Annotated in this window: 13 protein-coding genes; 8 read left to right on the forward strand and 5 right to left on the reverse strand. The window is 59.5% G+C overall.

Features of this window, described 5'->3' with window-relative positions; all coding sequences use genetic code 11:
• Positions 1-88 precede the first annotated feature (88 nt).
• Positions 89-2377, forward strand: coding sequence for a sensor histidine kinase NtrY-like (locus ACR1XU_RS02480; RefSeq protein WP_480905437.1), 2289 nt, complete (start codon positions 89-91; stop codon positions 2375-2377).
• Positions 2374-3783 (forward strand): nitrogen assimilation response regulator NtrX, encoded by a 1410-nt coding sequence (ntrX, locus tag ACR1XU_RS02485; protein WP_170610749.1) that lies wholly within the window; start codon positions 2374-2376, stop codon positions 3781-3783. The genes ACR1XU_RS02480 and ntrX overlap by 4 nt, the downstream gene beginning before the upstream one ends.
• Positions 3784-3792: 9 nt before the next feature.
• Here the strand turns inward: ntrX and ACR1XU_RS02490 are convergent, their stop codons facing one another.
• Positions 3793-4272 (reverse strand): hypothetical protein, encoded by a 480-nt coding sequence (locus tag ACR1XU_RS02490; protein ID WP_170619163.1) that lies wholly within the window; start codon positions 4270-4272, stop codon positions 3793-3795.
• Between the two features lie 96 nt (positions 4273-4368).
• Here ACR1XU_RS02490 and trkA point away from each other — a divergent pair, with 96 nt between their 5' ends.
• The 5 genes from trkA to ACR1XU_RS02515 all read left to right on the forward strand — a co-directional run bounded on the left by trkA (position 4369) and on the right by ACR1XU_RS02515 (position 9233).
• Positions 4369-5745: a Trk system potassium transporter TrkA gene (trkA, locus tag ACR1XU_RS02495; protein WP_170805600.1), complete on the forward strand. Its 1377-nt coding sequence runs from the start codon at positions 4369-4371 to the stop codon at positions 5743-5745.
• Positions 5745-7283 (forward strand): TrkH family potassium uptake protein, encoded by a 1539-nt coding sequence (locus tag ACR1XU_RS02500; RefSeq protein ID WP_170610757.1) that lies wholly within the window; start codon positions 5745-5747, stop codon positions 7281-7283. The genes trkA and ACR1XU_RS02500 overlap by 1 nt, the downstream gene beginning before the upstream one ends.
• A 131-nt stretch (positions 7284-7414) precedes the next feature.
• Positions 7415-7654 carry an RNA chaperone Hfq gene (gene hfq / locus ACR1XU_RS02505; protein ID WP_010440340.1) on the forward strand — a complete coding sequence of 80 codons (240 nt, stop codon included), beginning with the start codon at positions 7415-7417 and terminating at the stop codon, positions 7652-7654.
• Complete coding sequence (gene hflX / locus ACR1XU_RS02510; protein ID WP_480811651.1) at positions 7654-8925, forward strand: GTPase HflX; 1272 nt, start codon at positions 7654-7656, stop codon at positions 8923-8925. Before hfq ends, hflX begins: the two co-directional genes overlap by 1 nt.
• A gap of 14 nt (positions 8926-8939) precedes the next feature.
• The gene (locus ACR1XU_RS02515; protein WP_170805602.1) at positions 8940-9233 is read left to right on the forward strand and encodes a putative quinol monooxygenase; all 294 of its coding nucleotides are present in this window, start codon (positions 8940-8942) and stop codon (positions 9231-9233) included.
• Positions 9234-9251: 18 nt separating this feature from the next.
• Here ACR1XU_RS02515 and ACR1XU_RS02520 read toward each other — a convergent pair whose 3' ends face one another.
• The 4 genes from ACR1XU_RS02520 to hemB all read right to left on the reverse strand — a co-directional run bounded on the left by ACR1XU_RS02520 (position 9252) and on the right by hemB (position 14103).
• Positions 9252-9647 carry an SgcJ/EcaC family oxidoreductase gene (locus ACR1XU_RS02520; protein ID WP_480905440.1) on the reverse strand — a complete coding sequence of 132 codons (396 nt, stop codon included), beginning with the start codon at positions 9645-9647 and terminating at the stop codon, positions 9252-9254.
• A 105-nt stretch (positions 9648-9752) separates the two neighbouring features.
• On the reverse strand, positions 9753-12215 hold the full coding sequence (locus tag ACR1XU_RS02525; RefSeq protein ID WP_480905442.1) for a penicillin acylase family protein: 2463 nt from the start codon (positions 12213-12215) through the stop codon (positions 9753-9755).
• A 173-nt stretch (positions 12216-12388) separates the two neighbouring features.
• Entirely contained in the window at positions 12389-12961 is a 573-nt protein-coding gene (locus ACR1XU_RS02530; protein ID WP_170610771.1) for a lipid-binding SYLF domain-containing protein, read from the reverse strand.
• A 143-nt stretch (positions 12962-13104) separates the two neighbouring features.
• A complete protein-coding gene (hemB, locus tag ACR1XU_RS02535) occupies positions 13105-14103 on the reverse strand; it encodes a porphobilinogen synthase (RefSeq protein WP_170619164.1) in 999 nt (332 codons plus the stop codon).
• A 119-nt stretch (positions 14104-14222) separates the two neighbouring features.
• On the opposite strand from hemB, the gene ACR1XU_RS02540 reads away from it, so the two are divergent.
• Positions 14223-14744, forward strand: a complete 522-nt coding sequence (locus tag ACR1XU_RS02540; RefSeq protein ID WP_170610777.1) for a component of SufBCD complex — start codon at positions 14223-14225, stop codon at positions 14742-14744.
• The last annotated feature ends 19 nt before the right edge of the window (positions 14745-14763 follow it).

The raw sequence follows: 14763 nt of genomic DNA on the forward strand, positions 1-14763 counted from the left end.
AAACCGTGGCATTCGGGTTTCTACCTGGCAAGGACCACGACATATGGCGGTAAGCCGCACAAGCGGCACATCAGGATGAGGGCAGACGGTGGCAACCCGGGCACAGAGCGGGCCAATACCATCGATTAATCGATGGCGAAAATCCCGAAAACTGCGCAATTTCGGCACCTTGGGGCTGGTTCTTCTGGGGCCAGCACTGGCGCTTGCCACCTATCTTGTCATTGGTCCGTTCGATCTGGGTTCGGCCGCGCCGACATTGCGCCTGATCCTGTTGGCCGACCTTGTCTATGTGCTGGTCGTGGCCGCACTTGTACTGAGTCAGGTCGGCAGTCTGATCGCGGCCCGACGCGCCAAGTCAGCAGGTTCCCGTTTGCATTTGCGCCTGATCGGCGCGTTCACGCTGCTGGCGCTGGTGCCGACTGTGACCGTGGCGATTTTTGCCGGACTGACCGTGAATATCGGTCTGGAGGGTTGGTTTTCGGATCGTGTGCGCGAAGTTGTCGGGTCGTCGCTCAGTGCGGCCGAAGCCTATGAACAGGAACACCGTCAGGGCCTGACACAGGACGCGACCGTTCTGGCCCGGTTTTTGGATAATGCTCGGTCTCTGGATTATTATATTTCTGACGCTGAGTTGCGCGAGGTTCTGGCCCAGGGCCAGTCGCAGATTCAGCGTGGCCTGCGTGAAGCTTATGTCATTGACGGTAGCGGCGATATCCGGGCCCGGGGCGACAGGTCTTACCTGTTCAACTACGAAGAACCCACGGCTGAGCAACTGGCGAACGCGACCCACCGGGGCCTGCTGATCATCGCGGACTGGCAAAACAGCGAATTCAGGGCGCTGGTCCCTTTGCGGGCGTATCTGGACCGTTACCTTTATGTCAGCCGTGACGTGGACGGGCAATTGCTGACCCTTTTGGATGACACCAAGGAAACAGCGCAGTTCTATCAGCAGCTTGAAAGCGAACGAGGCAGGGTGCTGTTTGAATTCGGCCTGTTGTATCTGGGTTTCGCGGTGATCCTGATCCTGGCGGCGATGTCGTTGGGCATGTGGTTTGCTGAACGCTTGTCTCGCCCGGTGGGCCGCCTGACCACAGCAGCGCAGCGTGTTGGCGCGGGTGACCTGAGCGTTCAGGTTATTGAAGAGGCCAGCGATGACGAGATCGCGATGCTGGGTCGGTATTTCAACCAGATGACCCGCCAGTTGAAAGGCCAGCGGGACACGCTGTTGGAAAACACTCGCCATATCGAACACCGTCGTCGACTGTTCGATTCAGTGCTCAGTTCTGTAACCTCAGGGGTCGTCGGAGTTGATCCTGACGGGTGCGTTACATTTGTGAACCGATCCGCCCAGCGTCTGCTGGACTGGTCGCGGGGAGAGGAGCTTTTGGCGATCGGTATCGCGGTACCCGAGTTCCTGCCTTTGTTCGAGAACCTTAAGGAAAGCGGGCAAGAGGCTGTTCAGGAAGAGATAAAAGTCACCCGAAAGGGCCAGTTGGAGAACCTTCTGGTCCGCATGGCTACTCGGCGCGGCGAGGATGGCGGGTTGGAAGGTTATGTGGTTGCCTTTGACGACGTGACCGACCTGGTCAGCGCGCAGCGGATGGCAGCCTGGGGCGACGTGGCGCGCCGGATCGCGCATGAGATCAAAAACCCTCTGACCCCGATTCAGTTGAGTGCCGAGAGGATCAAGCGAAAGTTCTCGCGCAAGCTGGACGAGGAGGACAGCAGCAGCCTGGAATCGATGACGGATGTCATTGTCCGGCAGACGAACGACCTGCGGCGCATTGTTGACGAATTCTCGAAGTTCGCTCGCATGCCGGAACCGGAACGGCGCGAGGAAAACATCGTTGATCTAGTGCGCGAGGCTGTTCTGCTCCAGCAGGCCGGGCAGCCGGATGTGCAGATCGATGCAGATCTGCCCAACCGCGCGATTCCGGCGGATGTGGATGCGACGATGTTGAATCAGGCCCTGACCAACCTTATCAAGAACGCCGGCGAAGCCATTGGAACCTTGAAGGAAAAAGGTGCACCTGAAAACCTCCAGCCGCAGATCAAGGTTAGGGTATCGACAGATGATGCCGGGACACAGATCACCATCGCGGACAACGGGATCGGGTTGCCGGAAGACCGGGCGCGTCTGTTTGAACCCTATGTGACCACCCGCGACGAGGGCACCGGCCTTGGCCTGCCCATCGTGAAGAAGATCATCGAAGAACATGGCGGAGCGCTGACTTTGGAAGACGCGCCCGTATTTGACGGACAGGACCATTTTGGCGCAATGGCCGTGATCCGGTTACCCGGGGGCAGTGTTTCCCCGTCAGTCGCGCCACAGAAGCAGGCTATTAAAACCAACAAACTGAAAGCAGGCCAAAGATGAGCGACATTCTGATCGTAGATGACGAACGCGATATTCGCGAGCTGGTGTCCGACATTCTGGAGGACGAAGGCTATTCAACCCGACTTGCCGGCAATTCGGACGATTGCATGGCGTCGATCAACGCTGAACCTCCGGGTCTTTTGATCCTCGACATCTGGCTCAAGGACAGCCGAATGGACGGGATCGACATCCTGAAAGCGGTAAAGCGCGACAACCCGGACGTGCCCGTTGTGATTATTTCCGGTCACGGGAATATCGAGATTGCCGTGGCAGCCATCAAGCAGGGCGCTTATGACTTTATCGAAAAGCCATTCAACATTGACCAGTTGATGGTGGTGATCCGGCGCGCGATGGAAACCTCGCGTCTGCGTCGCGAAAACGCGTCGCTCAAGCGGAAGGAGGTCAGCTGCTCGGACATGATCGGCAAATCGGCATCGTTCCGTGCGATGCAGGGCCAGTTGGACAAGGTGACGAAGTCCAACGGCCGCGTGATGCTGAGCGGCCCTGCCGGGTCGGGCAAGGAAATCGCGGCACGCTATATCCACGCACATTCCAATCGTGCCAATGCGCCTTTCGTGACCGTGAATTGCGCCGGGGTCGAGCCCGAGCGGATGGAAGAGGTGCTGTTTGGCCGCGAGACATCGGAACGCGGTGTTGAATCAGGCCTGCTTGAGGAAGCCCATGGCGGCGTGATCTTCTTTGATGAGGTCGCCGATATGCCATTGGGCACGCAGTCCAAGATTCTGCGGGTTCTGGTGGATCAGCAGTTTCAGCGGGTTGGCGGAACCGACAAGGTCCGGGTTGATCTACGCGTCATATCTTCGACCAATCGGGACTTGGAGGAAGAGATCACCGCTGAACGGTTCCGGGAAGAGTTGTATCACCGCCTGAATGTTGTTCCGATTGCGGTGCCGTCTCTAGAAGACCGGCGTGAGGACATTCCGGTATTGGCGCAGCACTTTATCGAAATGTGCAACGAAGCGCAGGGCTTGCCCGTTCGCGAATTGTCGGACGAGGCAATTGCACTGCTGCAGACCATGACATGGCCGGGCAATGTGCGTCAGCTCAAAAACCTGATCGAACGTGTGCTGATCCTGGGGGATGGAACCGGCCCGATCGAGGCGCGGGAACTGCCCAACGACGAGGAAAAGGCCGAAGATTCTGGTCGCGTGGTTCTGTCCGGCGCGCTGGCAACATTGCCGCTGCGCGAGGCGCGCGAGGCGTTCGAGCGGGAGTATCTGCTGACACAGATTAACCGTTTCGGCGGCAATATCAGTCGCACCGCCAGTTTCGTCGGGATGGAGCGCAGTGCGCTGCACCGCAAGCTGAAGTCGCTTGGCGTGGTCACATCGAACAAATCCGGCGCGCGTGTCGCGCAACTGGATGAACCGGAACCGGCGGAATAACCCGCCGGTTCAGCCGGTGTGGCCCGGCGTTATGATCTGAAACGACCCGTCGTCGAACTTCACGAAACAGGACTCGGTGCTTAGCGGCGGCAGGGTTGTCGTACGGGTCAGCGATACCCGGGATTTCACCGCTTGTTTGCAAGGTGGCAGGCTGACCGGGCGAAAACCCTTTTTGGCCATGCATTGCGCCTCGACCGTGTTGCGCAGGTCCTGATTCACATCAACTGTATAGACGCGTCCGGGTTCCCACCATCCGGGTGAACGGTAGCAGTGGCCGCGACCATCGCAATAGGTGCGCCCCGGCCAATAGACGGGTGGGCTTTGGCGGACCTGGTTGGCAACAGGCACTTCATTCAGGGCCTTTACCTGGCATTGCGTGGTCTCCTGCTGCAATCGCGCCACGCTGGCACCTTCGCGGTAATAGAGTGACAGAGGCCCGCAAGAAGACAGCAAGAACAAAGGAATAAAGGCGCGTAGCATTGTTTTCATGCGCATATCTTGCCTCACTCCCTGTTCCATGACAATTCAATTGACCGCTTTGGGGGCATCTGTCATTCAAAGATTTCAGGCAGAAGGGCCAGGAACATGAAGGTCATCATTTGCGGTGCGGGTCAGGTCGGCTGGCAAATTGCACGGCACCTTTCGGGCGAACTGAACGACGTGACAGTGGTGGACAACAATCCTGATCTGGTGCGACGCGCGACCGAAACGCTGGACGTGCAGGGTATCGCAGGCTTCGCCAGCTATCCGGATGTGTTGGAACGGGCCGGGGCCCGCGATGCAGACATGATCATCGCCGCGACCCACTCGGATGAGGTGAACATGGTCACCTGCCAGATGGCGCATTCGGTGTTTTCGATACCGCGAAAAATCGCTCGTCTTCGGTCCAAATCCTATCTGACAGCGATTCATGCGGACCTGTTTCGCCGGGACCATCTTCCCATCGACGTGGTGATCAGCCCGGAACGCGAGGTCGCCGCCGCCGCCATGCGCCGCCTGTCGGCCCCGGCGGCTTTTGACACCGAGATTTTCATGGATGGCAAGGCGCAATTGCTGGGCATCCGAGTGGATGAAGATTGTCCGATCATCAACACGCCGCTCAGACAGCTGACCGACCTGTTTTCGACGCTCAGCTCGATCGTAGTCGGTGTACGCCGGGACGGCACGCTGTTTGCACCGGAATCCGAGGATCAGCTGTTTATAGGTGACGAATGCTATGTCTTCACCAGCGTCAACGACGTCGAGCGCACGATGGAGGTGTTCGGCAAAGCACAAAAGAAACAGGACCGAGTCGTCATTGTGGGTGGCGGCAATGTCGGCCTTGAAGTGGCTCGCACGCTGGAAGAACGCGAAAGCCGCGTGCGCGCCAAGATCATCGAACGCGACCGCCGATGCGCCGAACTGGCCGCAGAAGCGCTGGAGCGGACGATTGTTCTGAACGGCGACGGGCTGGATGCGGCATTGCTGCGGGAGGCTGGCATTGAACGGGCCGACGCGATGCTGGCCGTCACGGATGACGACCGTGCCAATCTGTTGGCCGCGGTACGTGCCAAGGCCGAGGGTTGCGCGATGGCGATCGCGCTGATCAACGATCCCAGCATGGTGGCGCTCATGGGGCCATTAGGGATCGACGCCTATATCAACCCGCGCGCGACCACCGTCAGCTCGATCCTGCGCCATATCCGTCACGGCCGGGTGCGGCAGGTCTATTCCATCGGCGATGCCGAGGCCGAAGTGATCGAGGCCGAAGTGCTGTCAACCTCTCCCATGGCGGGGCAGAGACTGCGCGACATCGATTTCCCCGAAGGTGTTCTGGTCGGCGCGGTGCGCAAGGGCGACGAGTTGCTGCGCCCGACCGGCAGCCTGCGGATTGATGAAAAGGATGTGGTGGCCATCTTTGCCATGGCCAAGGACGTGCCCGAGGTCGAGCGCTTGATGCAGGTTTCGATCGATTTCTTCTGATGGCACACGCGCGGACACAACGGATCGGGCTTTTGCGGCGTTTGCCGCTGTTTCTGTTGATTTGGGGAATAACCGCGTTCTCGATGTGGGTGCCCGCAGTCTACGCGCTGGTATTGGATGACCACGACACGTCGCGATCGTTCTTCTACTCGGGCCTGCTTGGACTGTTTCTTGTGGCGAGCATCGCGCTGGCCTCGTCCAACAGGATACCTCGGCGCGGCACATTGGGGCAGTTGGCCGTTCTGCTGGGCTGTTTTACCGTTCTGCCCGTGTTTTTGGCGATCCCGTTTCACGATGCGCTTGGCAACACCACCTTCCTGAACGCGTATTTTGATATGGTCAGCGCGATGACCACAACCGGCGCCGACCTGTTTCCGAACCCCGACCGCCTGACTGCGCCGCTGCATCTGTGGCGGGCGTTTGTGGGCTGGATGGGTGGTTTGCTGATGTGGATTTCCGCAGCGGCGATTCTGGCGCCGTTGTCCTTGGGCGGGTTTGAGATTACCGCTCAGGGTCAGCCGGGACGACCGGTTTCCGGTGTTGCGCAAAGCGAAAAGGTTGATCCAAGGGGACGCCTGCTGCGTGTGGCGCGAACCCTGACACCCGTCTATGCAGGGCTGACTGCGGTGGTCTGGATATTGCTGCTGATTGCCGGTGAGGTTGGCCTGACCGCCGTAAGCCACGCGATGTCGGTCATGGCGACCTCCGGCATTTCCCCGGTGGGCGGGATGGAAGGGGCTCAGGCAGGTTTGACCGGTGAGGCGATCCTGTTCCTGTTCCTGTTCTTTGCATTGTCAAGGCTGACGTTTTCGGCAGATACGGCGACCTCGGGCTACTCCCGGCTGGATAAGGACCCCGAATTCCGCATCGGATTGTTGATCGTGGTTGCCGTAGCAGCCCTGCTGTTCTTTCGCGTGTTGGCTGGTGTGAACGAAATCGACGGCCAGATGTCGGTGCTTCAGGGCCTTAAGGTGATATGGGGCATGACATTTACAGCCTTGTCTTTTCTGACAACGGCAGGATTCGAAAGCAGCAACTGGGACGATGCGCAACAGCTTTCGGGGCTGGGAACACCGGGTCTGATCCTGATGGGGCTGGCCCTGATCGGGGGAGGGGTCGCCACCACGGCCGGCGGGGTCAAGCTGTTGCGTGTGTTTGCGCTATACCTCAATGGCGCGCGCGAGATCGACCGGCTGATCTATCCGTCATCGGTCAGCGGCGTTGGCGGCGGGAACCGGCGCATTCAGACCAATGGCGCCTTCATCGCCTGGATCTTCTTGATGATGTTCGCGCTTACGGCGGCGGTGTTCAATCTGTTACTCGCCGCCATGGGGGCCGGGTTCGAACAGGCAATGGTTCTGACTGTTGCCGCGCTGAGTACGACCGGCCCCTTGATTGAACTGGCAACTGACGTTCCGATCCGGCTGATCGATATGACTGCAGGTGCAAAACTGACGATGTGCGCAGCAATGGTAATCGGCCGGCTTGAAACACTGGCGATCATTGCCTTGATCACCCCGGCCCTCTGGCGGGACTGACGTGGGGTCAGCAAAAGGAATTAGTGCCTGATTTTTAATCTGGAATATCTGTGAACTCCGCTCCATACTCACCCGGAGGGAGCGCGTTGGTCCGCAGCGCGTAGCAAGAACAATGGCGAGATTATAAAAATATGGCTTCGGACAGACAGAATCTTCAGGACGCGTTCCTGAATAATGTACGGAAAGCAAAGGTTCCGGTCACGATTTTCCTGATCAACGGTGTGAAATTGCAGGGTGTGATCACCTGGTTCGACAATTTCTGCGTATTGTTGCGCCGCGACGGACAGTCGCAGCTTGTCTACAAGCACGCGATTTCGACGATCATGCCGTCGCAGCCGATCAGCCTGTATGAGGGCGAAGACGCCTCTTGATGGAACATGAGAGGGCGCGCACCCGGGCCTGGGTGCTGCATCCTGAAATCAAATCAGATGAACAGCGCCGTGTCCCGGGACCGGCGCTGGAAGAAGCGGTGGCACTAGCCGCTGCTTTGCCCGATCTGGATGTGGTCGGGTCGGAAATCGTTCGCCTGCCACGGGCCCAGCCGGGGCTTTTGTTCGGCAGCGGCAAGATCGAAGAACTAGGCGGGCGACTGCACGAGCACGAGGTCGAACTGGTTCTGATCGATGGCCCGGTGACGCCGGTTCAGCAACGCAATCTTGAGAAAGCGTGGAAGGTCAAGATCCTTGACCGGACCGGATTGATCCTGGAGATCTTCAGCGATCGGGCGCGTACCCGCGAAGGTGTGTTGCAGGTCGAGATGGCCGCGCTCAGCTACCAGCGGACGCGGCTTGTTCGGGCCTGGACCCACCTGGAACGCCAGCGGGGCGGCTTGGGGTTTGTCGGTGGACCGGGCGAAACCCAGATCGAGGCCGACCGGCGTGCGATTGACGAACAGCTTGTGCGCCTGCGTCGCCAGTTGCAGAAGGTGGTCAAGACCCGCACGCTGCACCGCGCCGCGCGGGCCAAGGTTCCGTATCCGATTGTCGCGCTGGTTGGGTACACCAACGCCGGAAAATCCACATTGTTCAACCGTCTGACGGGTGCTGAAGTGATGGCCAAGGACATGTTGTTCGCTACGCTGGACCCGACCATGCGGCGGGTCGAGTTGCCCGACGGCCCCGAGGTGATCCTGTCGGATACCGTTGGTTTTATCTCGAACCTGCCCACCGAACTGGTCGCCGCATTTCGCGCCACGCTGGAGGAGGTGCTGGGTGCCGATCTGGTCGTGCATGTCCGCGATATCAGCCACGAGGACACCGAAGCACAGGCACAGGATGTCGAGGCCATTCTGACCTCGCTGGGGGTCGATGATGAACGGCCCCGGCTGGAGGTCTGGAACAAGATCGACCTGATGACTGACGACGAACGTGAGGCCGCTTTGGCGCGTGCGGAACGTGATGCTTCGATCTTTGCCATCTCGGCAGTGACCGGCGAAGGCGTCGAGGCGCTGCTGGCCGAGATTGCAACCAAATTGCAGGGCGTGCGGCATAAGGAAACTTTGACGCTGGGGTTTGCCGATGGCGGCAAGCGCGCGTGGCTGTTTCGGCAGGATGTGGTCCGGTCCGAGCAACAGACCGAAAACGGGTTCGAGATCACGGTGCTTTGGACCGCGAAGCAAGCGGCGCAATTTGCTGCTCTTTGATCCGGGATCTGGTTTTGACGAAGGAAGACAGCAAGAAGGTCTATTTGAGTGGGCACATCGCTGTGCCTGCCGAAAGGCTTGAACAGGTCCGTGCCGCGCTTTCAGAACATATCGCGCTGACGCGCGCCGAACCCGGTTGTGTCACCTTCGAGGTCGTTGAGGATCCGGGCATCCCCGGTCAGTTCAACGTTCATGAGGTCTTTGAAAACCGGGCTGCGTTCGACGCACATCAGGAACGCATGAAAGCCTCGCGCTGGTTCATGGTTACAGAAGGCATTCCACGCAAGTATTCGATTACCTCGGAATAACCCGGTCTGGACTTGTGCCTATCGCCCGTCGATTTGACGCTGATAGTCATCGGCGTCGAACCAATCCAGTGAAGACTGGACTTCATGATCGGCCGTCAGTTCCCATTCTTCCCAGCCGCGGGTGACGACATGGTTTCCGGTTTGCGCATGGTGCCCTTCCAGCGTCCAGACAAAAATCGCGTGATTTCCGGCCCAACGCAGCATATCGCACCTGACTTCCAGATCGGGAAATTCTGCGAAAAGGCCACGCGCCATTTCAGCAATCGCCGCGCGACCTACGATCAGGTCTCCCCGGTTGATTGAAATCTGGCCGTCTGATGCAAAAAAACTGGCGACGACATCTGCGTCGCCCGAACTCCATGCAATCGCATAGTCGCGCGCGAGATTGTTCAGCCTGTCCTGAATACTGGCCATCTGTGCCCCCGGTCCCAAAAAGTCCGCCCGCAGATCGTAGGCGAAAACACCTGTTTGCGTCCACGTCCGCGCAAAAAAGGGGCAAGGTCTTGCCGACGCGGGGTATTAACGCGGGATCAGGTGGGTGACACCGACGGCCGCAGCACGGGCAAGACCGATGTCCAGGGACATTGGCAGATACTCTCCGCGCCGCCACAGTTGTGCCTGATCGTCGTAATAGCGTGACAGAAAATGGCCTGACTGACCCGTGGCGGTAATAAAGACCGAACTGTCCGGGTCGGCGAAGTCATAGACGCCGCGATAGCCTGCGCCATGTACGTTCTGGAACGGGTCGGGCCCTTCGCCCGAGGTTCGGCCGCGCAGCAGGGTGTTGTCTCCGCCGCTGGTCGATTGACGAATGTTCACGAAATAGCGCAGCACCGGAACCGAACCCAGAACCGGGTGGTCATGGGTGGCCTGATGCGCGTCGCCCCAGCGCAGGGATTCCAGGGCGCTGCCGTAATTCTCGGCAATCCAGATCAGAGCATCGTCCAGCGCCAGTCTTGCCATGTCGGTGCAGGTCTCAACCGGCGCACTTTGACGGACGTCGCACCAGACCGAGGCCCCGTCGATGTCGCGGTAGACCCTTTCGATAAACAGCGGTTCGACATGTTTGAACTCGCTGGCCAGCGGGCCCAGTTCATCCGCGATCAGCCGGTTCTGCAGCGCGCGCAGCCATGCCGCATAGATCAGCGGTTCCGGCAGATGCTCGTTCATCTCGCCGTTCCACTCGGCCAGCAGGGCCAGGGCGATCTGGCGCTGACGTTCCGCTGTGCCGACAGGAGCGGATTCGCCGGTGAACCACAGGTCCGCTCCAATCAGGGGCAACAGAGACCGGGCGGTGAAACTGACGGTGTCGAGCTGCGCCTCGATAAAGCTGTCGCGGGTGTGCACCTCGCGTGACTGCATCAGGCGTTCCCAGCGATGGACACGCTGGGTGTCGCCCCATTCATACGACACGTGCTGAGGGAAGGGGCGGTCTATGATCTTGTTGTTGGTGTTACCCAGAACGCCACCCCTTGGGGCCACGAACTCTGGGTTGTCGGCATAAGGCATGCGGCCTTGCCAGCGGTTCTCGGCAAGCCAGCCGGGGGTCGGAATGCGGCCCTTGCTTTGGTTGCGCAGGTCGCGTTGTGGCATGGCGCCGATCAGCTTCATGGCGATCGTGTCCCTGTCCACCAGTGACAGGTTTTGCGAGGGCGAGATGAAATCTTCGGCGGCCGTGATGGCCTGCTGCACCGTATCCGCATTCATCAGCGCCATCGAAGCGGTCATCGACGTGTCACGCGGGCTAAGCGCCGTCCACGCAAGCGAGGCCACATGGCCCGTGGGTGTGATGGCTTCCAGATCGTAGTGAGTGCCGGGCAGCACCGGGCCGTTTTCCGTCCAGCGCAGGGTCAGAGTGATGGGCGGCTGGTCTTTGATCTCGATGATCGACGGGCGGGTCTGGAATGTTTTGTATCCGTCCGGTGTCAGGTATTCTTCGGGGTTTTCCGGGTTCAGTTGTTCGATATGGACATCCTGATCGTCCAGATAAGATGAGGTCAGGCCCCAGCCCAACCGGTCGCTGCGCCCGGTCATGATGGCGGGAATGCCGGGAATACTCGCGCCGATCACGCCGCCTTTGGCCAGCCCCAGCCGTGCCAGATACCACACGCCGGGTGCGGTAAAGCCAAGATGTGGGTCGTTCGCAAGCAGGGTTCCGCCACTGGCAGACCGCGATGGCGCGGCGCTCCAGGCATTCGACGCACCGGCAAGGCCGCGTTTTGGAAAGGGCGAAAGCGGGGTGTCAGGCATCGACGTTCCCCGCGCGTATCGGGGCAGGCCGGGGAACAGGCTGGCATATTCGGGCAATGCGGCGATTCCCGGGCCGGGAACGTCGGGCAGTATGTCCGCCAGTCGGTCCGGGTTATTCAGCATCAGTGATGTACGTGCGCGCAGCACCTCGTCCTGCAAATGGCCTGACAATTGCAGGCCCATCAGTTTGATTACGGCGATGCTGTCCCCCGGTTGCCAGGGGGAGACCGGGGCGTTGAACAGGAACATCTCGGGTGCGCCGCGCCCAAGGGCCTTGTCGTTGATTTCATTCAGCCGGGCGTTCACGCCAGCGGCGTAGGCTTTCAGCGCTGCTTTGGTGTAGTCGTCCTGAACCTCGACAGAACGATGGGCCAGTCCATAAAGGTCGAGACGGCGCAGCAGCTTGTCGATATTGACAGTTCGGGCACCGAAAATTTCCGACAGACGCCCCTGCGCGGTGCGGCGCATAACGGTCATCTGCCAAAGACGATCCTGCGCATGCACATATCCGAGGCCGAAGAACACATCCGGATCATTTTTGGCCAGAATATGCGGCACGTTTGATGTGTCGCGCACGATTTCCACCGGGCTGGTCAGGCCATTGACCTTTAGGGTCTGATTGTATTCGGGCAGGGACTGGCTGGCGAGGAAATAGACCAGTGCAACTGCCGCCACCGCCAGCAGGACAAGACCCGACGTGATGCGCACCAGCCAGCGAAATACAAGACCCATCCTTGCCCCACAGTTTATTGGTATTCGTTTGCGGCGAGAGTAGTGGAAGGCGATCCCAACCGAAAGAGGAGCCGAACAACAATTTCCGTGTCGTCAACGCAAAAAACGTAAGCCCCGCCACTGCTGAACGACACGTGGCGGGGCTCCGCAGGAGGGGGAGTGGTAACCCGGTGTTACGGAATAATACGCGTGTATTTGATGCCTTCGACGGTCGCCCCGAACAGCAGGCCCGCCTGACCAAAGACCGCTGCGATCACAGGCGTGCGCAATGTCGTGGTACTGGCCCCGACGCTGCTGCCGGTTGCATCGACCACATAGCCGATGTCCGCGCCTGCGGTCCAACCGTTGGAGCGGCGGAAGTCGTTCAGCGCGTCTTCGGTCATGAAGAACAGAACATGCGCGTATTGCTGCGCGCCGATCTGCAGCCCGGCTGAGCCTTTTACGGCGGAATAATAGTCGACTGTCGCGCCCTGAACTCGCAATGCGCCCTGGCCAAAACCGCCGCCGAAGATGAACCCTGCTTCGGTGATCAGAGGCATGACAAGCATACCGTTCGCCTTGCTGGCGATCTCGATCGTGTTGGGGTACTTGCTGTACATTTCGTTCAGCGTCGCATCGACGCGGGCGTCGATGGTCGCTGCGTTGGTGTTGCCGACGCCGTTCCCGCAGGCGGCGGTAAATGTCAGCCCTGCCATGCCAAGTGCAAAGCCGCGACGACCCAGTCGGGGGGAATTGGAACTGCTCATGTTTCCTGTCTCTGTAATAAGTGCCTGATATGTCGGGTGTTCCCGATCTTGTGTGCAAGAATACGCCGATTGCGCCCGGCTGTCACGGGAAAGCTGCGGGTCAGGGGCCTTCAATCGGCGAAAAATTGCGACAGGGCGGGGTTTTAGCCTTGCAGAAGGCGCGCTACTTCGGGCGCGAAATAGGTCAGAACTCCGTCACAGCCCGCGCGTTTGAACGCCATCAGACTTTCCAGCATCACCTTCTCGCCATCGATCCATCCGTTCTGGGCCGCCGCCCGGATCATCGCAAACTCGCCCGACACCTGGTAGGCATAGGTCGGCGCGCCAAACGTGTCTTTAACCTGACGGCAGATATCAAGATAAGGCATGCCCGGCTTGATCATCACCATATCGGCGCCCTCGGTCAGGTCGCGTTCGATCAGACGCAGCGCCTCGTTCGAATTGGCCGGGTCCATCTGATAGGTCTTCTTGTCGCCGGTCAGTGCGCCCGATGCGCCAACCGCATCGCGGAACGGACCGTAAAACGCGCTGGCATACTTGGCGGCGTAGCTGAGAATCATGACGTTGTGATGCCCCGCAGACTCGAGCGCGTGGCGCATCGCACCGATACGTCCATCCATCATGTCCGACGGGCCGATGATATCCGCGCCGGCATCCGCCTGCGCCAGCGTCATTTTCACCAGTGCTTCGACCGTGCGGTCATTTACGATCTCGCCATCGACGACATACCCGTCATGGCCGTTGATGTTGTACGGATCCAGCGCCACATCGGTCATGACGGCGATATCGGGGGCAGCATCCTTGATGGCACGAATGGCCCGGTTCGACAGGTTGTCAGGATTCCACGCTTCGGCGCAGTCTTCGGTTTTCAGGGCGCTGTCGGTATAGGGGAAAATACAGATTGCTGGGATGCCAAGCGCCTGCGCCTCGACGGCGGCGTGGGCGATCAGATCGACCGATCGGCGCACGACGCCCGGCATTGACGGCACCGGTTCCTCGACCCCTTCGCCGTCGCGCACGAACACCGGCCAGATCAGGTCATCCGGCGTCAGCGTATTCTCGCGGACCAGCCCCCGGATCGCCGCAGACTGGCGGGCCCGGCGGAAACGGGCGAGCGGATAGGGGGCGATGGTCGGTTTCATGGCGCGTTCTCCTTGAACAATCGTGCTTTGGGTGGCATGAAAACGCGTAGGTCTCAAGGGTAACAATCGACGCGGCATTGTGACAAAACCCCGTAAGACAATGTTTAAGGGGTTATGGCTTGGACTTATACTCTTCGATTACCGAAGTCATTGATTTGCGAAGCTTCTCGAACCTGTGGTTCTGGATCGCACTGGCTGTCATGTGGTCATCGGTGAGCCATTGGGTCCTTGGCGTGCCCTATGATCTGATCGTGCGCGCGCGACGCTCGGGCGGGCAGGCCGAAACGGACCTGATGGATATCGTCCGGATCAACACGAACCGCATGCTGTACATCATGGACATGTCCGGTGCCATTTTGTTTGCGATTTCGTGTTTTGTGCTGACCGGGCTTGCGATATCGGGCTTTTATTATGGGGTGGAGTTCGCGCAGGCTGTTTTCCTGCTGATGTTTCCGATGTCGATCGTGGTCATGTTGTATGTGGCGACCGCGCGTCGGCTGCAGCAGATCCCCAAACCTGACTTGGTCATCCGGACCCTGATGCGATGCAGGCTGTACACCCAGTTGATCGGCATGTTTTCGATACTGGTCACGGCCTTCTGGGGCATGTATCAGAACTTTTCTCTGGGACCACTGGGATAGACAAGTCGGAAAGGCGAGG

It is taken from the genome of Ruegeria sp. D1(2025), from assembly GCF_056536425.1.

Excerpts from the sequence above, each read along its gene's own strand:
- ACR1XU_RS02520 (WP_480905440.1), bottom strand. The coding sequence starts at position 9,647 with ATGGCCAGTATTCAGGACAGGCTGAACAATCTCGCGCGCGACTATGCG.
- ACR1XU_RS02530 (WP_170610771.1), bottom strand. The coding sequence starts at position 12,961 with ATGAGCAGTTCCAATTCCCCCCGACTGGGTCGTCGCGGCTTTGCACTT.
- ntrX (WP_170610749.1), top strand. The coding sequence starts at position 2,374 with ATGAGCGACATTCTGATCGTAGATGACGAACGCGATATTCGCGAGCTG.
- hflX (WP_480811651.1), top strand. The coding sequence starts at position 7,654 with ATGGAACATGAGAGGGCGCGCACCCGGGCCTGGGTGCTGCATCCTGAA.
- hemB (WP_170619164.1), bottom strand. The coding sequence starts at position 14,103 with ATGAAACCGACCATCGCCCCCTATCCGCTCGCCCGTTTCCGCCGGGCC.
- ACR1XU_RS02525 (WP_480905442.1), bottom strand. The coding sequence starts at position 12,215 with ATGGGTCTTGTATTTCGCTGGCTGGTGCGCATCACGTCGGGTCTTGTC.
- hfq (WP_010440340.1), top strand. The coding sequence starts at position 7,415 with ATGGCTTCGGACAGACAGAATCTTCAGGACGCGTTCCTGAATAATGTA.
- ACR1XU_RS02490 (WP_170619163.1), bottom strand. The coding sequence starts at position 4,272 with ATGAAAACAATGCTACGCGCCTTTATTCCTTTGTTCTTGCTGTCTTCT.
- trkA (WP_170805600.1), top strand. The coding sequence starts at position 4,369 with ATGAAGGTCATCATTTGCGGTGCGGGTCAGGTCGGCTGGCAAATTGCA.
- ACR1XU_RS02500 (WP_170610757.1), top strand. The coding sequence starts at position 5,745 with ATGGCACACGCGCGGACACAACGGATCGGGCTTTTGCGGCGTTTGCCG.